24 protein-coding genes and 1 riboswitch are annotated in these 20,103 nt (G+C 54.0%); all 24 genes read right to left on the bottom strand.

Annotated features, from left to right (window positions below):
• Positions 1 to 7 precede the first annotated feature (7 nt).
• Positions 8 to 457, bottom strand: a complete 450-nt coding sequence (rplI, locus tag QTL79_RS11650; RefSeq protein WP_346355140.1) for a 50S ribosomal protein L9 — start codon at positions 455 to 457, stop codon at positions 8 to 10.
• The gene (locus QTL79_RS11645; RefSeq protein ID WP_346355139.1) at positions 429 to 2,429 is read right to left on the bottom strand and encodes a DHH family phosphoesterase; all 2,001 of its coding nucleotides are present in this window, start codon (positions 2,427 to 2,429) and stop codon (positions 429 to 431) included. Before QTL79_RS11645 ends, rplI begins: the two co-directional genes overlap by 29 nt.
• Positions 2,430 to 2,441: 12 nt before the next feature.
• A complete protein-coding gene (locus QTL79_RS11640) occupies positions 2,442 to 3,407 on the bottom strand; it encodes a YybS family protein (protein ID WP_346355138.1) in 966 nt (321 codons plus the stop codon).
• Between the two features lie 293 nt (positions 3,408 to 3,700).
• On the bottom strand, positions 3,701 to 4,693 hold the full coding sequence (locus QTL79_RS11635; RefSeq protein ID WP_346355137.1) for a beta-ketoacyl-ACP synthase III: 993 nt from the start codon (positions 4,691 to 4,693) through the stop codon (positions 3,701 to 3,703).
• 157 nt (positions 4,694 to 4,850) lie between these two features.
• Positions 4,851 to 5,081, bottom strand: coding sequence for a 30S ribosomal protein S18 (gene rpsR, locus QTL79_RS11630; RefSeq protein ID WP_346355136.1), 231 nt, complete (start codon positions 5,079 to 5,081; stop codon positions 4,851 to 4,853).
• Positions 5,082 to 5,096: 15 nt separating this feature from the next.
• Positions 5,097 to 5,528 carry a single-stranded DNA-binding protein gene (locus tag QTL79_RS11625; RefSeq protein WP_346355135.1) on the bottom strand — a complete coding sequence of 144 codons (432 nt, stop codon included), beginning with the start codon at positions 5,526 to 5,528 and terminating at the stop codon, positions 5,097 to 5,099.
• A gap of 21 nt (positions 5,529 to 5,549) precedes the next feature.
• Positions 5,550 to 5,834: a 30S ribosomal protein S6 gene (gene rpsF, locus QTL79_RS11620; protein WP_346355134.1), complete on the bottom strand. Its 285-nt coding sequence runs from the start codon at positions 5,832 to 5,834 to the stop codon at positions 5,550 to 5,552.
• A gap of 109 nt (positions 5,835 to 5,943) precedes the next feature.
• Positions 5,944 to 6,447, bottom strand: coding sequence for a hypothetical protein (locus QTL79_RS11615; protein WP_346355133.1), 504 nt, complete (start codon positions 6,445 to 6,447; stop codon positions 5,944 to 5,946).
• A 23-nt stretch (positions 6,448 to 6,470) separates the two neighbouring features.
• The gene (locus tag QTL79_RS11610) at positions 6,471 to 7,307 is read right to left on the bottom strand and encodes a hypothetical protein (RefSeq protein ID WP_346355132.1); all 837 of its coding nucleotides are present in this window, start codon (positions 7,305 to 7,307) and stop codon (positions 6,471 to 6,473) included.
• A gap of 163 nt (positions 7,308 to 7,470) precedes the next feature.
• Positions 7,471 to 8,577: a redox-regulated ATPase YchF gene (gene ychF / locus QTL79_RS11605; protein WP_346355131.1), complete on the bottom strand. Its 1,107-nt coding sequence runs from the start codon at positions 8,575 to 8,577 to the stop codon at positions 7,471 to 7,473.
• Between the two features lie 291 nt (positions 8,578 to 8,868).
• Complete coding sequence (locus QTL79_RS11600) at positions 8,869 to 9,048, bottom strand: hypothetical protein (RefSeq protein ID WP_346355130.1); 180 nt, start codon at positions 9,046 to 9,048, stop codon at positions 8,869 to 8,871.
• Positions 9,049 to 9,070: 22 nt separating this feature from the next.
• Positions 9,071 to 9,274 carry a DUF951 domain-containing protein gene (locus QTL79_RS11595; RefSeq protein ID WP_346355129.1) on the bottom strand — a complete coding sequence of 68 codons (204 nt, stop codon included), beginning with the start codon at positions 9,272 to 9,274 and terminating at the stop codon, positions 9,071 to 9,073.
• Positions 9,275 to 9,276: 2 nt separating this feature from the next.
• Positions 9,277 to 10,089: a mechanosensitive ion channel family protein gene (locus QTL79_RS11590; protein ID WP_346355128.1), complete on the bottom strand. Its 813-nt coding sequence runs from the start codon at positions 10,087 to 10,089 to the stop codon at positions 9,277 to 9,279.
• A 4-nt stretch (positions 10,090 to 10,093) separates the two neighbouring features.
• Positions 10,094 to 10,375: a putative Se/S carrier protein gene (locus QTL79_RS11585; RefSeq protein WP_346355127.1), complete on the bottom strand. Its 282-nt coding sequence runs from the start codon at positions 10,373 to 10,375 to the stop codon at positions 10,094 to 10,096.
• Positions 10,376 to 10,954 (bottom strand): sulfurtransferase-like selenium metabolism protein YedF, encoded by a 579-nt coding sequence (gene yedF / locus QTL79_RS11580; RefSeq protein WP_346355126.1) that lies wholly within the window; start codon positions 10,952 to 10,954, stop codon positions 10,376 to 10,378. It lies immediately after the preceding gene.
• Positions 10,941 to 11,984, bottom strand: a complete 1,044-nt coding sequence (gene selD / locus QTL79_RS11575; protein WP_346355125.1) for a selenide, water dikinase SelD — start codon at positions 11,982 to 11,984, stop codon at positions 10,941 to 10,943. The genes yedF and selD overlap by 14 nt, the downstream gene beginning before the upstream one ends.
• A 75-nt stretch (positions 11,985 to 12,059) precedes the next feature.
• Positions 12,060 to 12,965, bottom strand: coding sequence for a cation diffusion facilitator family transporter (locus QTL79_RS11570; protein ID WP_346355124.1), 906 nt, complete (start codon positions 12,963 to 12,965; stop codon positions 12,060 to 12,062).
• A gap of 64 nt (positions 12,966 to 13,029) precedes the next feature.
• A riboswitch (NiCo riboswitch) is annotated at positions 13,030 to 13,112 on the bottom strand.
• Between the two features lie 31 nt (positions 13,113 to 13,143).
• On the bottom strand, positions 13,144 to 13,794 hold the full coding sequence (locus tag QTL79_RS11565; protein ID WP_346355123.1) for a CBS domain-containing protein: 651 nt from the start codon (positions 13,792 to 13,794) through the stop codon (positions 13,144 to 13,146).
• 26 nt (positions 13,795 to 13,820) lie between these two features.
• Entirely contained in the window at positions 13,821 to 14,525 is a 705-nt protein-coding gene (locus QTL79_RS11560) for an ABC transporter ATP-binding protein (protein ID WP_346355122.1), read from the bottom strand.
• Positions 14,525 to 15,292 carry an ABC transporter ATP-binding protein gene (locus QTL79_RS11555; protein WP_346355121.1) on the bottom strand — a complete coding sequence of 256 codons (768 nt, stop codon included), beginning with the start codon at positions 15,290 to 15,292 and terminating at the stop codon, positions 14,525 to 14,527. The genes QTL79_RS11560 and QTL79_RS11555 overlap by 1 nt, the downstream gene beginning before the upstream one ends.
• Positions 15,270 to 16,232, bottom strand: a complete 963-nt coding sequence (locus QTL79_RS11550; protein WP_346355120.1) for a branched-chain amino acid ABC transporter permease — start codon at positions 16,230 to 16,232, stop codon at positions 15,270 to 15,272. The genes QTL79_RS11555 and QTL79_RS11550 overlap by 23 nt, the downstream gene beginning before the upstream one ends.
• 9 nt (positions 16,233 to 16,241) lie before the next feature.
• Positions 16,242 to 17,141 (bottom strand): branched-chain amino acid ABC transporter permease, encoded by a 900-nt coding sequence (locus QTL79_RS11545; RefSeq protein WP_346355119.1) that lies wholly within the window; start codon positions 17,139 to 17,141, stop codon positions 16,242 to 16,244.
• Positions 17,142 to 17,251: 110 nt separating this feature from the next.
• Complete coding sequence (locus QTL79_RS11540; RefSeq protein ID WP_346355148.1) at positions 17,252 to 18,376, bottom strand: ABC transporter substrate-binding protein; 1,125 nt, start codon at positions 18,374 to 18,376, stop codon at positions 17,252 to 17,254.
• A 351-nt stretch (positions 18,377 to 18,727) separates the two neighbouring features.
• Positions 18,728 to 19,897, bottom strand: a complete 1,170-nt coding sequence (locus tag QTL79_RS11535) for an ABC transporter substrate-binding protein (protein ID WP_346355118.1) — start codon at positions 19,895 to 19,897, stop codon at positions 18,728 to 18,730.
• Between the last annotated feature and the right edge of the window lie 206 nt (positions 19,898 to 20,103).

The raw sequence follows: 20,103 nt of genomic DNA, 5'->3' as shown, positions 1-20,103 counted from the left end.
GTCGCCCTTAGGCCTGGGCTGTCACATGCACCTGAATCTTGGCGCTCACTTCCGGGTGAAGCTTGATCGTAACAACATAAGAACCAAGGGACTTGATCGCATCTTTCATTTCTATTTTCCGTTTGTCGATCTCCAGTTGGTGCTGCGCCATGATCGCGTCGGCAATGTCTTTCGTGTTGATCGAACCGAACAATTTGCCGCCTTCACCAGTCTTTACCGGCAGCTTGATCTCGATCTTGGACATCTGCGCGGCCAGAACCTGCGCTTCTTCGGTCATGCGCTGCGCCTTGCGCGCTTCTGAAGCCTTCTGCTGACTAACTGTATTTACATTGGTGGACGTCGCCAGGATCGCAAGCTTCTGCGGCAGCAGAAAATTGCGTGCATACCCTTCGGACACCTCAAGAATATCGCCTTTTTTACCGAGTTTTTTAACTTCCTGTTGTAGTATTACCTTCATCTTCTTCACACTCCCCGAGATATTTTTCATTCAATGCAATGATCGTCTGCCTTGCGTCTTCCATGCTCGAGCCGCGCAGCTGCGCACCGGCCACGGTCTGATGACCGCCGCCGCCCAACTCTTCCATCAGGAGCTGCACATTGATTTCGCCCTGCGAGCGGGCGCTCACGCCAACGCCGTCATCCATCAGGAATAATACGAAGCTGACCGTCACCCCTTCAACGCCGAGCAGCATGTCCGCGACCTGCGCAGCCACGACTTGTGCGTTGCGGATATCCTGCGGGCAAATCGCCACGACCGCGCCGCCCTGCAGCATTTCTGCCTGATTAATGATTTGCGCTCTCGATTTGACGGTGTCAAAATCGAGGCGGAAGAGTTGCCGGACGAGAAACGGATCGGCTCCGGCGCGGCGCAGATAGGCGGCGGCATCGAAGGTCCGCACGCCGCTTTGCACCGAAAAGTTCTTTGTATCGACGACGATCCCCGCATAAAGCGCCGTCGCATCGAGGCGCGTCAGTTCGACCGTTTCATCGAAGTACATCAAAAGTTCCGTCACTAGCTCGCTCGCCGACGATGCCGACGGCTCGAGATAGACGAGCAGCGGATTGACGATAAAGCTTTCCGAACGCCGGTGATGATCGATGACCACGATGCGTTCGGCACGGGTCAGAAGATCCGGCGCCGCCGTCAGCATCGGATGGTGCACATCGACGACAAAGAGCAGCGTATCCGGCTGCAAAAGCGCTGCCGCCTGCGCCGGGCTGACGAACAGTTCCTGATAATCTTCATAGTCTTCCAAAAGATCTTTCAGCTTATTTACCGATATTCCCGGCTGGCTGACGACGATTTGCACCGGTTTCTTTAACTGATGCGCCATCCGGGCGACGCCGATCGATGCACCAAGGCTGTCGAAATCCTCGTTGCCATGCCCCATAATCAAGACGTTGCCGCAATCGCCGATGCTCTCGCGCAGCGCCTGCGCAACGATGCGCGCCTTGACGCGCGTGTTTTTCTCGACTGCTTTGGCTTTGCCGCCGTAAAACTGCAGCTTACCGCTCACGTGCACCGCCGCCTGATCGCCGCCGCGGCCAAGCGCCAGGTCGAGTCCCGCCTGCGCGCGTTCGCCGAGCGTATCGAGGCTCAGTTCATCCGCGGCCACGCCCATGCTGAGCGTCACCGGGATCTTGTTGCCGACTTGAATCGTCCGCACCTTGTCAAGAATATCGAACTTGTCCTGCAGGCAGCGCTCCAGCTGCTCGCGGTTGTAAATCAGGATAAACAGGTCGTCGGCATAGCGCTTCATGACGCCGTCATGTTCCGCGACCCAGGCGGAGAGCTGCTTGTTCACCTCGCCCAAAACGGCGGTGCGCAGCGTTTCATTCAAGCCCTGCAGCACATCGTCGTAGTTGTCGATCTGGATATAGGCCAGCACCGGCAGCGCCGCCAGGCATTCCGCCCGGCCTTTTTCGCTCGCCGTAATATCGCTGACGTAGAGCACCAAAAGCTCGCCTTCGCCGTCCTGCTCTGCCGGGCGATAAATCACCTGATAGTAACGGTCTTCATGCGCGATAATCTCCCGTCCGTCCTGCCCCATCATCCTCTCGATCGGCAGCTGCGGCCAAAGTTCCTGCACAGGCAGACCGATCTCGACAACTTCGGGAAACCACTGCGACAGTACGTTGTTGTACCAGTATAACCGTCCGGCTTCGTCGATCATCAGCATCGCCAGCGGCAAACTGCGCAGCGCGTATTCAGCGCCCTGTTCCACATTGTACGACATCGTGTCGAGATAACGGCTCATCGCCTTTTGCTGCTGCAAATAGCGCTCCCGGCCATACAAATAAAGCGCCACCAATAATATCGCGCCCAGTACGGCGACATGCGGATTGTAAAATACGATAACCGCCAATAATGCGGCGGCAACGGCTAAATAGATTCGTGTATCGAACCAAAAGGATGGTCCTTGCGGCATCACTGCGCCCTCCTACTCCTCCGCGGAATCCGATTTGCGGAGTCTGCGATAATCCAGCACCATATCGAAGGCGCCGGCTAAGATTACGATTTGCGTCAAGAATCCATTGGTGAAGACAAAAAAGAACAGCATTCCCCGGAATAAACGCGAAACATTATATCGTTCCAGGAGAAACACGGCCAAAGACAAGCCCTGCACGAACAGCATCGCGCTGCTGATGACCTGGATATTCATCGCAACGTCTTTCAGCCAGCCGATTTCGCGCGTCTGTCCCCAGTACAGCATCACGAGCGCCAGCACGAAAGCATACGCAATCGCTCTTGGCAGCTGCCAGCGGCTAAACGCCGGGAATTCCGGCAGCACATGACCTAACTTGCGCAGCACGAGGCGCGCCACCACATAGTTCAGATAGGTATCGACGACCGCGGCCATGACAAACCCGGCTGGCAGGATGATCTTGATCAGACTGCCGATGGTCGCCATGTTTTCCCGCATCTTGTCGAGCTGCTCACCCTGTATTCCCATCGACTGATATAATTCGAGACTCTGTTCCAGCGCTTTGGCCGCTATGTCACTCTGCCCGAACAAAGGATCGACGCCGCTGACCAAAAAAGCGATGCCCATGACCGCAGCCTTTGATAGCAGGGACGCAACGCTGCCTACCGCGAGCGTCTTCATCGCGCCGTACTTCTCCCGGATCGCATGTCCGAGCACAATGCCGATCAGGCCGAAGCCGACGACGATGCTTACCGCATGCAGCGGATGCATCAAAAGCGCAATCAGCAGACCGGCCGCCGCAGTGGTGAGCAGGCTCCATTTATAGCCATGCCTGACGCCAAGCAAGATGATCGGCACGGGCCAGATCAGATTGACAAAAGCACCGATTACCGGCAGATACGCACTCATAAAAGCAAACAAAATAGCGACTGCGGTCAAGATGCCGCCTTCCGCCATTGGACGAATCCGTCGATATCCCATAATGTACTCCTTTTTAACACTGCTCAAACGCTGCCCTAATCATGGCTTGAAACGTAGAATTTAGGCATTTCCTACTTATTATTCGCAACCTCTAAGCCCATTTCCTGCTTGCGCTTTGAAAGAAATGGCGCATCCATCCGTCTGCGGCGTTATTTCCCAGGAAATTTTCCGCTGCGCAGACGATCAGCTACCCGTTTGATTATGCTACCCCAGGAAGCATAATTTGTCAAACAATAATAAAGAAAACAGGACCGTCTCACTGCTTGTTGAGACAGTCCTGCTTTTCACTTTAATCAACGACTCCATTTTATGATCGCGGATCCCCAGGTCAAACCAGCGCCGAAGCCGCACAAACCGATCGTGTCGCCCGTCTTGAAACGGCCTTGCTTCGCCGCTTCATCGAGCGCGATCGGAATCGATGCCGCCGACGTATTGCCGTAGCGGTCGACGTTCACCATGATCTTGTCCATCGTCATGCCCAGTCGCTTCACCGCCGACTGAATGATGCGGATATTGGCCTGATGCGGCACCAACAGCGCAAGATCCGCGGTCGTCAGTCCGGCCGCCTCGAGCGCGCGCAGCGCGCTTTCGCCCATCACCTTTACCGCGAATTTGAAAACTTCGCTGCCGTCCATATGGATGATATGACCGCGTTCTTTTACCGATGCAAGCGATGCCGGTTCACGCGAACCGCCCGCCGGAATCTTGAGCAATTCCGCGCCGCTGCCGTCGGCCCCCATATCGAGGCCCAAAATACCGAACCCTTCTGCGGTCTCGCCAAGTACAGCCGCTCCAGCGCCATCGCCGAAGAGCATGCCGGTTTTTCGGTCATCCCAACTGATAAAACGGGACAGAGTCTCCGCGCCAACCACCAACACTTTTTGATAGAGGCCGGTCTGAATAAACTGCTGCGCAATGCTCATGCCGTAGATAAAACCGGAGCAAGCGACGCTGATGTCAAACGCAGCCGCCCGTTTCGCACCCAGCTGCGCCTGAACCAGACAAGCGGTACTGGGAAATGCCATGTCCGGCGAAACCGTCGCAACGATGATCAAGTCGAGTTCCTCCGCGTTGACGTTCGCATCCAAAAGCGCCCTTCGCCCAGCCTCGGCTGCCAGATCAGAGGTAGCTTCCTCCGGCGCAGCGACGCGGCGCGCACCGATCCCTGTCCGGCTCACGATCCATTCATCGGAGGTTTCCATCGTTTTTTCCAGATCCTTGTTCGTCACAATTCTCTCCGGCATATACGAACCCGTTCCCAAAATTCCAACCGCTCGTTTGTTCATCTTCTATCCTTCCCGCCTTATCTCTTACAGCGCTATCTTTATCATCATATTTTTCTGCATCCTTAACTTACCGCCCATTATACCACCTGATTATAGTACCAGGCAATAATAAAAGCAAGAAAAAAGAGAAGCCCAGTGGACTTCTCTTTACCTGGTTTTATTCAGCTGTAAACGGCAGCAATGCAATCATGCGTGCCCGTTTGATAGCCAGCGTCACTTGACGTTGATGTTTCGCACAGTTACCGGAAATACGACGGGGCAAAATTTTGCCGCGTTCGGTAGTATAACGGCGGATTCTGCCGACATCTTTATAATCGATAGCTACTACTTTATCGACGCAGAAGCTACAGACTTTTTTCTTTGGTTTTCTGCCTCTTTCACGTTTCACCGATCTAACCTCCCTTTAAAATGGTATTTCTTCTTCAGGGAAGACTTCCGTACCAAAAGAATTCATATCGAAACCATTGCCGGTTCCTTCCGTGCTGCCTGGCGCATTGACTGCACCCGGAGCACCGCCCGGAGCCGACTGTTTGCTGTCAAGAAATTCTACGTTTTGGGCAACTACTTCCGTCACGCGTCTTTTTTGCCCGTCTTGGGCTTCATAAGAGCGGATGTTCAGGCTGCCTTCCACGAGCACACGCCGTCCCTTGGTGAGATTATTACCGCAAACTTCGGCCAGTTTTCTCCAGGCGACAATTGGTACAAAGTCCGTCCGTTTGTTCTCGCCGAACCCGCTATCCACTGCCACGCTGAAGGAAGCCACTGCATTGCCGTTTTGAGTATAACGGACTTCAGGGTCCTGGGCGAGGCGCCCGACTAAGATGACCTTATTCATGGTATAACACTCTCCCCGGTCTTACTCGTCAATCTTGACGATCATGTGCTTGATGACGTCATCACTGATCTTCATTACACGATCCAGCTCAGCTACTGCTGCCGGAGCGCTTGTGAAGTGAACCAGACAATAAAAACCGTCCATTTGGCCGCTAACTTCATAGGCCAGACGTTTTTTGCCCCAGCGATCGATTTTTTCGATTTCAGCACCGTTGTTTTTCAACAGAGTCTCGAACTTTGCGATAACCGCATTGTTAGCCTCTTCTTCCAACGGCTTAATGATGTATACGACTTCGTACTTTCTCACGAAATCACCTCCTCCTTCGGTCATATGTCCCCCGGTAAGGGGGCAGGGAAGGTTTAACCTTCTAGACTAAGTTATTGTATCACTCTCACGCTGCTATGGCAAGTCGCTATTATAAAAATTTATGAATCAGCGCTGCGCTCAGCAGCAGTACTCCAAACAGCCAATGACAACGACGGATTTTTTTTTCGGCCAAATGTTTTTGCAGCCATACCCCTGTGCCCAGCACACACCCCAGCAGCAGAAACGTACTGCTTCCCATAAGCAGCTTGGGCGTTGCACCCGCCTGGTAATAAACCACATTCATCGCAGCATGGTTCACAGCCGTAGCCATCGCCACCCCGGCAAAGAGCTGATGCGCCAGGCGCCAACGCGCCATCAAAGCGGCAGGCCAAGCCTGTCCGGTCCGCTTCATTCGCCAACGAAAATATTTTTTCGCGCCATAATACGAGCCCGAGCCAAGCAGCAGGGCCAAGGTCAAGCGCCCCAACAGCGGCGCACTGAGCAAAGGCTCTTGGCTCAGCGAGTATTGACGCCAAAGCAGCGCGATGAACAGCCAGCAGCCGAGCCAAAGCGTCAGCCATTTTTGTGTTTCGTTTTCTCGCCCGTTCGTCATTTCATTTCGCCTCCTGCGTTTTTTTAAAACGGAAAGGCTCCGACCATGATGTAACTTTGCCGGACATTATCCATTGCGCGTACCATTGTCGCTGTGTCGTTCCACTGCATCGACTTATATAAGACATCGACGTGTTTGTCGGTGGCCCGCACCGCGTCTTTCAGGCGTTTGTAACGTTCTTCTTCCGGGCCTTTCTGCCAGTGCAGCTGATTGTTTTCCACCAGGCAATAGAGCACCAGCTTATGCTCGCGGATATAAGCGACGACGCGCGCCTTATCCTTTTCGGCGGTCTCGACCCCGTTCAGTTTCAAGAGCCGTACGCTGACCGCCGCCAGTTCGGCGTCATTGATCAGGTCGGACAGTTGGCGGCCGAGAAAGACTTCACGCCCTTCGAGCCGGATCGCTTCTGCGACCTGCGCAGTATATTGCTCTTTTTCTTCTTGGCTGACGACTTCGATCTCTTCTTCCTCGCCCAGCGCCTTTGCCACCTGGCGCACTTCCTGCGGCCAGGGTATGCCGGGCGGATTCGCCAGATAAAACGCGATCAGAGCGGTCATCAGGATGCCGAGCGTGATGCTGACCCATAAGGCAAGACGCGGCGTTTTTCGCCGTAAGGAAAGAGCGGTTCCCTTGCTGCTTTGCTGCGCGGCTCCTTCTGCCGGCGTTTCTGAAACAGCCTCTAGCGTTTCGGGCGCTTGCGCTTCGTCCAAAGGCGCCGCTGCGTCTTGCACTTCTTTTCCCTCTTCGTGATAAAAGGCCTGACATATGGCTCGCTCTAATTCTTCGCGGCTCAGATTCGGATTTTGCCGCATCTGTTCTTCGGCAAAGCGCATCATTTCCTCTTTGCGTTCAGCATCCATTCTTTATCACCCTCAGCTCCCATTTTCATCCTCATTTACCTTATTCCTCTTATTCCCTCTGTTTGCCGTGAACTCCTTCTCCGCTTTTGCTTCCGACAAAGAAAAAAAGAGCGGCCTTGACGCTCGGCTTTTTCAGCCCGGTCAAAACCGCTCTTGCTCTTCGTTAGACGTTGAAACGGAAGTACGTCACATCGCCGTCCTGCATGATATATTCTTTGCCTTCCAGACGAACCTGGCCTTTTTCCTTTGCCGCATTCTGGCTGCCGGCAGCAACCAGGTCGGTATAGGAAACAATTTCCGCCCGGATAAAGCCCCTTTCAATGTCGGAATGGATCTTGCCGCCCGCCTGCGCAGCTTTCGTGCCGCGACAGATCGTCCACGCGCGCACTTCCTGCTCGCCCGCGGTGATGAACGTGATCAAACCCAGCAGTTTATAGGCGGCTTTGATCAGCTTATCGAGGCCCGATTCGCTTAAGCCCGCCGCAGCCAAAAATTCTTTCGCATCTTCATCGCCAAGCTCGGCAATTTCCGATTCCATGCGCGCCGATACGACGACGACTTCGGCGCCTTCGGCCAGCGCATAGTCGCGCACTTTTTTCACATAGGGATTTTCATCCGGATTCGCAACTTCATCTTCACCGACATTGGCCACAAACAAGACCGGTTTAAGCGTCATCAACGCCAGATCCTTGATCATCGCCTGTTCGTCGTCGGTCATTTCCACGCGCCGCGCCGGCAGCGCCTGTTCGAGCATTTCGCGAATGCGCTGCAGAACTTCGCCTTCGGCTTTCGCTTTCTTGCCGCCGCTCTTGACGAGCTTTTGGTTGCGATCGATCCGTTTTTCCAGCGTCTCGAGGTCGGCCAGGCATAATTCCGTATTGATGATCTCAATATCACGCAACGGATCCAGTTCGCCTTCGACATGTGTGATGTTTTCGTCATTGAAGCAGCGTACCACTTGCGCGATCGCATCCACCTGACGGATATGCGCCAAGAACTTATTGCCGAGGCCTTCGCCTTTGGAAGCTCCTTTTACCAGACCTGCGATATCGACGAAACGCATCGCGGTCGGCACGACGCGCCGTGCTTTGCACATTTCCACCAGTTTCGGCAGGCGTTCATCCGGCACTTCCACTACGCCGACGTTTGGCTCGATCGTACAGAACGGATAATTCGCCGCTTCGGCGCCGGCTTTCGTAATCGCATTGAACAGTGTGCTTTTCCCTACATTCGGCAATCCAACGATGCCGACTTCTAAGTTGGTACTCATAACTTATTATTCCACCTTACTCGAATTTCTTTTTACCGTGCGGCACTGCTTTTTTGCTTGAAGCAAGTTTCGCATGCCCTTTTGATAACCCTTCCATTGTAGACGATTCCCGTTCCGTTGGCAATAGCCTACCTCGCTTCTGGAAAAAAACCGCTGCGACACGTTTTATCGCCGCTCAACACGAAGACACGAAGAAAAAAAGAAAGATGGGACGGATTTTTTCATACCCCCTTCCCACCTTCCACTTCTTCGTGTCTTTGTGTTAAAAAACGCTCCGCGTCGCTGCCGCGCTTACCGCCGGCTGCGATGCAAGGTTCGCCGCAGTCTGGCCGAGCCCAGCAAGATCATGATCGCGCCCATGAAGACGCCGCCGGTGATTTCTTCAAAATTCTTGCCATAGTCGGTTCCCATGATCAATAAAATGATTCCTGTTACCAGCGATGTGACGCCTACTGCTATTTCCAACTTCATTGCGAAGCCCTCCGTCTGCTTTCTATTGCCCACGCGTCGTGTCTGTTTTACTTACGATCCCGCGCACCGCTTTTTCAAATTTGGGCCGCGGCACAAGCACAAAGCGGCTGCAGCCCAGACATTTCAAGCCGAAATCCATGCCGGTCCGCGTGATTTCCCATTCGTTGCTGCCGCAGGGATGGCCCTTTTTCATCTTAACAACGTCGCCAACCTGATAAACGACCATCTTCACACCTCCTGATGCAGCATGCGCGGCGCCGGAATCTCGGCGGCCGCCAAGGCATCTTTTATTTCACGGCGCAAGGCCGTTTCCACCGTTGTTTTTTCCAGCGGTTTCGTCTTGGCAACCACTCTGGCAACGACCTCGCCGGGACGAAAATCGACCAGGCCGATGACCGTCGGCGCTTCCAAAAGCTCCGGCATCTCTTTTACGCGCTGCGCCGCACTGTCAAGCAGCGAGAGCAGCGTCGCCGCATCGGCCGCATACGCGACAGGCACATCGACGACCGCCAGCATATGCCCCCGGCTGCTGTTGCTGACCCGGCTGATTGAGCCATGCGGCACGACATGCAGGACGCCGTTGAAATCGCGTAGTTTGGTCACGCGAAAACCGATCTCCTCAACGATACCGGCCATGTCGCCGCAGGTGATGTAATCGCCTACGCCATACTGATCCTCCATTATAATGAAGAAACCCGTGACAAAATCGCGAATCAGGCTTTGCGCGCCGATGCTCAAGGCCAGTCCGAAGACGCCTGCACCGGCGACGATCGACGTGGTGTCAATTTCAAATTCTTTCAACACCATCAGCGCCACGATAAAATAAACCAGATAACGCAGTATGCTCTGCAATAGCGTGCTCATCGTCTTGGCACGCTGTTCGGCGAAATAAAAGGTCCGTCCGGCGAACTGCGCCACAACCAGACGCTCCATCAGGATGCGCGAAAGGCGCAGCGCGAGCAGCGCCATGATCAAGATGGCGGCCAGGCGAACGATCCGGTGCCCCCAGAGCAGCATCAGTTCAGGAGTTAGCGCACTCATAGCGTCACGACCTTTCTATCACAATTTGTTCATAAATGCGCCGCTGGCTGTTTCGGCTGAAGACTTTGCTCCAGGAAATTTTCTCTGCCGTCAGGCAATCGATGATTTCGTCAAGATGCGCGCGTTCAAAGGCAAGGCATTGCCCGCAACTGACCGAGATTTCGCGCGGCGTCGGCAACGCCGCATAGGCGATGCCCGCCGCCGTCAATTTGCGTTCCGCGGCAATCGCCTGATGAACGGAAAGAAACGTGATCAGGCAATCATATTCCGCATACAGGCTTGCCATTTATAAGGTAATGACCCGGTCCGGGCCATTGAGACCTTCCAGAATCACATACATGTTGGTCACTTCGCCGACCGCCAGTTGTTCTTTCAGGCCGTAAAAATCGAGGCAGGTGCCGCAGGACATGATCTGCGTCCCCTTCTGCTTCAGCTGGTTGATCGCTTCCAGCACCGGCGAGGATGCGGTCGCGAGTTTAACCGCGCTATTCAGGAGAAAGATCCGTTTCGGCTGAATTTCCTGCAGGCTGACAAAAAAAGCCTTCATTAAAAGTGCGCCCAACTGCGCATCGCCGCGCCCCAGCGTGTCGCCGGTAATCAGGTAGACGCTGCCGGTCAGTTGTCCGACTTCTTCCTCTTCGCCCGGCGTGCCTTTTAGGATCGTGATTGAAAAGTCGCCGCTTTCTTCTTCCACGCGAACTCCATAGCCGCAATTACTGGCAAACTTCACTACATTTTCTTTGGAAACTGCATTATCTACCAAGGTTGTCACCATTCCTTCCGCCATGCTGTCCAAAGCACGTTTGGTAACGATCACCGGCTGAGGACAGCCGAGACCTCTGGCATCCACTTTAATCATCGACATAAATAACACCTCTTCCCGCTTTGCTCACGCAACCAATGACGGCCGCTTCTTTTACCCCCGCGGCGTGCAGCGCCGCCACCAACCCTTCTGCCTGTGCAGCGGGCAGACTATACAGTAAGCCGCCGGATGTCTGCGGGTCAAAGCATAAATCTCGGATCTCTTCGCCGACTGTAGCCGCAAAAGAGACGTCCCGCACCAGCAGATACTCGCGGTTGTTATACGCGCCGCCCGGAACCAAGCCCATCGCCGCCGCCTCTTTGGCTTCCGGCAAGAACGGCAGTTTTCCGGCCGACAAGATCAGATCCACGCCGCTGGCAACCGCCATTTCCCGCGCATGCCCCAGCAGACCGAAACCGGTGATGTCGGTACAGGCGTTGACGGCAAAGGCGCGAGCCACTTCGGCCGCCGCTTTATTCAGCGTGATCATGCTTTGCGTCGCCGCCTCCGCGCCTGCAGGAAACAGCTCCGCTTTCGCTGCCGTAGTCAGTACTCCGGTGCCGATCGCCTTGGTCAAGACCAGCGCGTCGCCCTCTTTCGCTCCGGCATTCGCGAGTATTTTGCTCGGATGCACGATGCCGGTAACGCTCAGTCCAAATTTCGGTTCCTTGTCTTCTACCGTATGGCCGCCCACCAAAACAGCGCCGGCCTCGATGACCTTGTCCTGGCCGCCGCGCAAAATATCCTGCAGCACCTCTCCCGGCAATACGCCGATCGGAAAGGCAACGATGTTCATGACAGTCAGCGGCGTGCCGCCCATCGCATAGACGTCGCTCAGACTGTTTGCCGCCGCAATCTGTCCGAAAAGATACGGATCATCCACGAGCGGCGTAAAGAAATCGAGCGTCTGAATCAGCGCCGTTTCTTCATTTAACAGGTAAACGCCTGCATCATCGGCCGTATCGATGCCGACTAAAAGGCGAGGATCCTGCGGCTTCTTCAGCTCGCAGAGCAGGTTTGACAGGGCGCCCGGCCCCACTTTGGAAGCTCAACCGCCGCTGGTCGTGTATTGCGTCAACTTAACCGTCATCATGATCCCTCCCTTCGCCGACCGCCGTTTCTTCTTTCATTTCCCCTCTATTCGCGCGCCAGGCGGCGAAATCCTGCCTCACTTTTTCGGCGGTTCGATCTGCAGCGGGCAATGCTGAGCGTACTTTTCCGGATCGCACGGTTCCAGATGAATGACCACCTCACAAGGCGCCAAAGCTTCGCCGATCTCGCCTTCCAGTTGATCGGCCACCGCATGCGCCTGCGCCAAATGCATCTCACGGTAAAGCACGATGTGCATGTCGACCTGGCGATGGCTGCCGGAACGTCGCGTACGCAGCTTATGATAGTCGACGATCTCGTTGTGTCTGGCGACGATCTCTTTGATCTGCTCTTCTTCTTCCTGCGGCAGGCTGATGTCGGTCAGTTCCTGAAAGCTCTTGCGCGTCATGTCATAACCCGCTTTAAAGACGATCAGTGCGACCAAGAGCGCAATAGCCGGATCGATCCAAGCCCAGCCCGTAATGCGGATCACCGCCAAGCCGATCAGGACGCCGGCAGAAGTCCAAACGTCCGCCTGCAAATGCAGCGCATCCGCTTCGAGTGCCTGCGAGCCGGTTTTTTTCGCCACTTTCATCAGTCGCCTGGAAACGAAGATATTGACGACGACCGAAAGCAGCATTAAGGCCATGCCGTATTCGAGCATCTCCGGCGTGTGCGGCTTGAAGAGCTTGCCTGCGGCCTCATAAACGATCCAGATCGCAGCGACCACAATCAGCATCGCCTCGATTGCCCCGGATAGATTCTCGAATTTTCCGTGTCCGAACGCATGCCGTTCATCCGGCGGCCGGTCAGCCTGGCGCACCGCATAATAAGCGATCACCGCCGCCAGCAGGTCGACCGCCGAATGGGCCGCTTCGGAGACAATACTTACGGCGCCGGTATAAAAACCGACGATCAGTTTCAACACGACCAAGAGCGTGTTGGAAAAGACGGACAGCTGCGCTGTACGTTGTTTCTCTGTCAAAGTTATGCCCCCTTTTTTTCTTTTTTTGCTCAAAATGCATAGAAAAAGCCCGTGAGGCCGTTTTCACGGTCCCACAGGCTTTTAACCCTGCTGCTTCATGCCCGGCTGCGCCGTCTGATCGACGACCGCCTGATCCTGTGTCAGTATTTTATCACAGTTTTCGGCACGCTGTAAATAGTCAGGCACGGATCTCAACCGCATGAATCACAGGGTAACCTTTGGCGGCGAGACGTTCTTTCAGTTCCTCAATTTCGCTCTCGTCGATGCGAATGATCAGTTCTTTTCGGCCATCCGGCAGCGGGCACGTCACCATGCTGCTGATGTTAAGGCCGAGTGCGGCAAAGACGGCGGTGATTTCATGCAGAGCCCCTACGCGGTCATCCGCAAGATCGATCGTCAGACGCGTTTTGCCTTCCGTCAGACCCATCATATCGACAAAGGTCTTAAAGAGATCCGTCTCGGTGATCACGCCGACCGCGCCTCCGCTCGCATCGCTTACGACCAGGCCGCCGATCTTGTGATTGTACATCAAAAGCGCCGCTTCTTCGATTGCAGCATCGGGTGCGATCGTCACAACATCGCGCTGCATGATTTCCTTGACGTGAAGTTTTGCCAGGAGATAATTCAATTCGTGCACCGACAGGCTCGTGGCCTGCGACGGCGAAACGGTGCGCAAGTCGCGGTCAGTAACGATCCCCACCAGCTTGCCGCCGTCTACGACCGGCAGTCGTCTGAATTTGTGACTGCGCATGATCTCGACCGCGTCGGCAATCGTCGTAACGGAAGTGATGGTAACCGGATCGGCTGTCATTCGATTACATACAAACATGCAAAATCCTCCTCATCCTACTGTCATTAACCGCCCAGATATGCTTTGCGTATCTCTTCGCTGGCCGCGAGTTCTTTCGCGTCGCCGGACAGACTGATGCGTCCGGTCTCGAGCACATAAGCCTGATGCGCAATCGACAGTGCCATATGCGCATTTTGTTCCACCAGCAAAATCGTCGTTCCGCCGGCATTGATCTCCTGGATGATCGCAAAGATTTCTTTTACCAGGAGCGGCGCCAGGCCCATCGACGGTTCATCCAGCAGCAAAAGACGCGGCCGGCTCATCAGCGCCCGACCCATCGCGAGCATTTGCTGCTCGCCGCCGGACAGTGTGCCTGCCATTTGCGCGCGGCGTTCCGCGAGGCGGGGAAAGCGTTCAAAGATCTTGTCCAAGTCGGCTGCGATCCCTTTGCTGTCGCTGCGAATGTAAGCGCCCAGTTCCAAATTCTCCAACACCGTCATATTGGCAAAAACGCGCCGCCCTTCCGGCACCTGCGAAATTCCTTTTTTTACGATGTCCTGCGCCTGGATGCCGGCAATCGATTTTCCTTCAAATACGACGTCGCCTGTTTTGGGTTTCAAAAGTCCGGAAACGGTGCGCAAGATCGTGCTCTTGCCCGCGCCATTCGCGCCGATCAGCGTGACGATCTGGCCTTCATCGACCTGGAGGCTGATGCCTTTCAGCGCATGAATCGCTCCATAATATACGTTGATGTTATCGACCGTTAGCATCAGTGCACCTCCTCGCCCAAGTAGGCCTCGATGACCCTTGGATTGTTCTTGATTTCCTGCGGCGTTCCTTTGGCGATGATGCTGCCGTAATCCAAAACGTAAATCCGCTCACACACATTCATAACCAGGTTCATATCATGTTCGATCAAGAGGATCGTCAAGTTAAACTCTTTGCGAATCCAGCGGATCATTTGCATCAATTGCTGCGTTTCCTGCGGATTCATCCCGGCTGCCGGTTCATCGAGCAGCAGCAGTTTCGGCTGCGCCGCCAAAGCACGGGCAATTTCCAAGCGTCGCTGTTCGCCATAAGGCAGGTTCTTCGCGATCTCGTCTTTCTTATCCGCCAGCTGAAAGATTTCCAGAAAGCGCAACGCCTTTGCCTCAATCTCTTCTTCTTCCTTAAAATAGCGGCCCATGCGCAAAACCGATTCCACCAAACCGTATTTCACGTGAAAATGATAAGCGATCTTCACATTATCGAGAACCGACAGATTACTGAAGAGACGGATGTTCTGGAAGGTTCTTGCGATGCCGCGCTGCGTGATCTGATAAGGCTTTAAGCCGACTATGCTGCGTCCGTCAAATTCGATTTCGCCTTCGCTCGGTTCATATACGCCGGTCAGCAGGTTGAATGCCGTCGTCTTGCCTGCGCCGTTCGGGCCGATCAGGCCGACCAGTTCTCCCTGGTTGATATCCACTTCAAAATTGGAAACTGCCCGCAAGCCGCCGAAGACTTTGGACAATTTAGTTGCCTTTAGCAGTGTCACGGTTCTTCCCTCCCCACAGACGCCCGAATATCGCCAGGCTCAGTTCTTTATTGCCAAACAGACCCTGCGGCCGGTACAGCATCAAAATGATCAGCATTAACGCATACGCGATCATCCGCCATTCCGGGTAGCTGGCCAGCGCCGCCGATACGAACGTCAGTAGGATGGCCGCGGTAATGGAACCGGTGATGCTGCCGAGGCCGCCCAAGACGACGATCGTCAGGATGTCAAACGACTTCATAAAGGTAAACGAAGCCGGATGCGCGATATAGAAATAATGAGAGAACATCGCACCGGCCACGCCGGCAAATGCCGCGCCGATCGTGAAAGCCATGACCTTGTACTTCGTCGTGTCAACGCCCATCGCTTCTGCGGCGATCTCATTCTCACGAATGGCCATGCAGGCGCGGCCATGACTCGAGTTGATGAAGTTCTTCACAAAAAAGATCGTAAAGATCATCATCCAGAAGACCCAGGTAAAGGTGGTCAGACGAGGGATGCCCATGAAACCGGATGCACCGCCGACATAAGGGATATTCAGGATCGTGATCCGGATGATTTCGCCAAGACCGAGCGTCGCAATCGCCAGATAGTCGCCGCTGAGGCGAAGCGTCGGCAAGCCAATGACGAAACCGAGAAACCCGGCCGCCGCCGCGCCGCCCATGATCGCAACGATGAACGGCAGATGCAGTTTTACCGTCAGTACCGCGCCAAGATAAGCGCCGACCGCCATAAAGCCGGCATGGCCGATGGAAAACTGTCCGGTGAAACCGTTGATTAGGTTCAAGCTGACGCCCAGCATGATGTTGATGCAAATCAGAACGATATTAAGCTGCCAGAACGGCCCGATCACATCGGTGGCAATCAGACTCTGTCCGAGCAGGTACAGCGCCAGGCAACCTCCGAGCGCGATCAGGTCGCGTTTTACTTTATCCGACATTTTCGTCACCTACACTTTCTCGCGGACATTTTTACCGAGCAGACCTGCTGGCTTGAAGAGCAGGATAATGATGAGAATCCCAAAGGCGGCCGCATCACGGAACGTCGAGGAGATAAAACCGCTGACCATTGCCTCGATCACGCCCATCAGCAAACCGCCCAGCATCGCGCCGGGAATAACGCCGATGCCGCCTAGGACCGCTGCGACAAACGCTTTCAGTCCGGGCATGATGCCCATCAGCGGATCGATCGAGTTGTAATACACGCCGACCAGTACGCCCGCGGCGGCGGCCAGGGCCGAGCCGATCGCAAACGTATAAGAGATGATGCGGTCGACATCGATGCCCATCAGCATCGCGGCATCGGTATCATAGGATACGGCGCGCATCGCCTTGCCGACTTTGGTCCGCTGCACCACATAGGTCAGTACAAGCATCAAGAGTACCGCAACGGAGAGGATCACGACCTGTTGGTTGTTGATGATCAAACCGCCCCACAGTTCATAGGTCTGCGTCGGAAAAATTTCCGGAAACGTCCGCGGCTGCGGCGTCAGGAGCAGGATGCCGCCATACTCGAGCAGCAGCGAAACGCCGATCGCAGTGATCAGGACCGCGATCTTCGGATGATTGCGCAGCGGCCGGTAGGCGAGTTTTTCGATGATCATCCCGGCGATCGCGGCGCTGACCATCGCCAGCAGCAACGCGGGGAAGAACGGCAGGTGCAGCGTCGTCGTCGCAAAGAAGCCGACATACGCGCCAACCATATAAATATCGCCATGTGCAAAATTGATCAGTTTAATGATGCCGTACACCATCGTGTAGCCGAGGGCGATCAACGCATAGATGCTGCCTAAGGAAATTCCGTTTATCAATTGCTGCAGCACCTGTTGGGTAATGGACGTCATTTCCATGCTGCTCTCCTCCTTTTATCTGCTTTCGTTCTTTTAGAATCGGACATAAGAAGGGATAAGGCTTACGCCTTATCCCTCCACTGCGTGAAATGATATTGCCTGCCGAATCGTTATGGATTTACCTTTTCCTTAAAGGTTTGTTTGCCATCCTTCATTTCAATGATAACCGCGCTCTTGACCGCGTCATGCGTCGCATTCAACGTGATGATTCCGGATACGGCCTGATAGTCTTTCGTCTTGGCCAGTTCATCCTTGATCTTCACGCTATCGATCGCATTTGCGCGTTTCATCGCTTCAATGACCATCATCGTCGCATCATAAGCCAATGCGGCGAACGCATCCGGCATTTCATTGTATTCCTTCTGATACGCCGCTACGAATTGTTTGATGGCCGGACTGTTATCATCCGGTGAATAGTGGTTGGCAAAAAACGTATTGTTCAGCGATTGCGCACCGGCAATTTCCGGTAATTTAGCGGAATCCCAACCATCGCCGCCCAGGAACGGGACTTGCAGTCCTATTTCACGACCTTGCTTGATGATCATCCCGACTTCCTGATAATAACCGGGAACGAAGATGACATCCGGCGCGGCCGCTTTTAACTTGGTCAGCGTCGATTTGAAATCGGTATCTTTCGCCAGATAGGCTTCTTCCGCTACGATCTGTCCGCCATTTTTGATAAAGGTCTCTTTGAAAAATTGCGCCAGACCTTTCGCATAATCGCTGGAATTGTCAATGTACAGTGCCGCCGTTTTCGCTTTCAGGCTGCGCGAGGCAAAGTTTGCCATGACCGCGCCCTGAAACGGATCGATGAATGCGGCCCGGAAGAGATAGTCTCTGACCGCTCCCGTTTCCGGGTTGACCGTCACTTTAGGATTGGAAGCCGTCGGGCTGATCGCCAGAACCTTATTGTCCTGATTCACCTGCGCTCCGGCAATGACGCTCGAGGATGCGATCGGTGCGATCACCGCCGCCACCTTATCCTGCGTGATCAGCTTTTGCATCGCGTTGGCGGCCTCAGCCGCTTCGCTTTTGTTGTCAGCCAGTACGAGGCTCAACTGTTTGCCGAGCACGCCGCCTTTGGCGTTGACTTCCTTGATCGCCAGTTTTGCGCCGTTGCTGGCCGATTTTCCGAAAGAAGCATTGTTTCCGGTCATCTCCAGATTGGCGCCGATCTTAACGGTGTCCGTTCCGCTCTGTCCGCCGCAGCCGGTTACCAGTGCCGTTGCAAACAGCGCCGCCAGCAGCAGGCTGAAAAATCGTTTCCCTTTGTTCACATGAATGTCCCCCTCTTGTCAGATAGCACTTCATCCATTTAGCAAAGACATTTTTCTTTTTTCATTTTAATTTGTCTCTTGGCAATGGATTTTTGTACTTCACATAGTGCCATTATAGGAGGGACTCTTTCTTCTGTCAAGGACATTTATCGGTTTTTGTCTTTTTCATTCTTTTGTGCCGGACACTTCGTTTTCTGAAAGAGATTTTTTCATTCTTTACCCGTTTGGTCTTTTTCCAGGAGACATGTCTTTTTATGGAAAAGCAGGGATAATGTTTTACCTCTTATCCCTGCTCTCTATCACAACGGGTTACGGATTCACTTTTTCTTTAAAGGCCTGTTTTCCATCTTTATATTCGATGACAACGGCGCTCTTTACCGGATCATGTTTCTCGTTCAGTGAAATGATGCCGGTTACGACCTGCAGATTCTTCGTCTGTTCCAGCGCATCTCTGATTTTTGCCGGTTCGGTGCTGTTGGCGCGTTTAATCGCGTCGATCAGCATCAGTGCGGCATCATAACCCAGTGCGGCCAGTGCGCTTGGTTCTTGTCCGTATTCTTTCTTGTACGCTTCGGCAAATTTAGCCACGCGAGGATCGCTGTCCTGCGAGGAATAATGGTTGCTGAAGTACGTGTTGTTCAACGCGGCGGCACTTGCCACTTCAACCACTTTTGGGTCATCCCAGCCGTCGGTTCCGAGCAGCGGAACGGTTACGCCAAGTTCTCTCGCCTGTTTGACGATTTTGCCGACCTCTTCATAATAGGCCGGAATGAAGACCACATCGGGGTTCATGCCTTTGATCTTGGTGATCGTAGCTTTAAAGTCCTGGTCTTTTTGCAAGAACGCTTCTTTGCCTACGATCGTACCGCCAGCCTGCGTAAATGCGGCTTCAAAGGATTCCGCCAAGCCTTTGGAGTAATCGGAGCTGTTATCGACATAAATGACTGCGGTTTTTGCTTTCATCGATTTGATCGCGAAGTTTGCCATGACATTGCCTTGGAACGGATCGATGAAGCAGGCTCTGAATGCATAAGGCCGCGTTTTGCCTTCGTCAACCGTGATCTTCGTGTTCGTACCGGTCGCGGTCAATACCGGAACCTTGTTGTCCTGTCCGACCTGCAGCGTCGCCAATACGTTGGAGCTGGCAACCGGTCCGAGAACCGCGACGACCTTATCCTGGTTGATCAGCTTGGTGATTGCATTGGTCGCCTCAGAAGGCTCCGACTTGTTGTCCGCCTGCACCAGCGTAATCTGCTTGCCCAGCACGCCGCCGGCCGCATTGACTTCTTTGAACGCCAGCTGAATTCCATTTACGGTTTGCTTGCCGAAATTGGCAACCCCGCCGGTAAGTTCAAAGTTTCCGCCGATTTTGATTTCTTTCGAGTCTGCCGCCGGAGAGGAACCACAGCCTGCGGCCAACAGACCGAGCATGCCGACGGCTAAAAGCCCTCCGGTAAGTGATAACCATTTTTTCTTCATCGCTTCCATCCTCCTTGTCTGCTGAACACCGTTTCTTGAACGTCGTCGCTCCGTTGTTCGATTTACAACTTTCCACAACTTGTTTTTCACGCGTCCGCCGCAGAGCTATTTTTGTCTACGTGTGTAATTATATTCAGTCTCTTGTCCTCTGTCAATACTATTTTTAAGACAAAATACATTTTTAGTTCTTCTGAGAAAAACACAAA

The organism is Azotosporobacter soli, assembly GCF_030542965.1.
GTDB classification, from domain to species: domain Bacteria; phylum Bacillota; class Negativicutes; order SG130; family SG130; genus Azotosporobacter; species Azotosporobacter soli.
The sequence above is the reverse complement of the archived record's forward strand: the minus strand, read 5'-3'. Positions and strand labels throughout refer to the sequence as shown.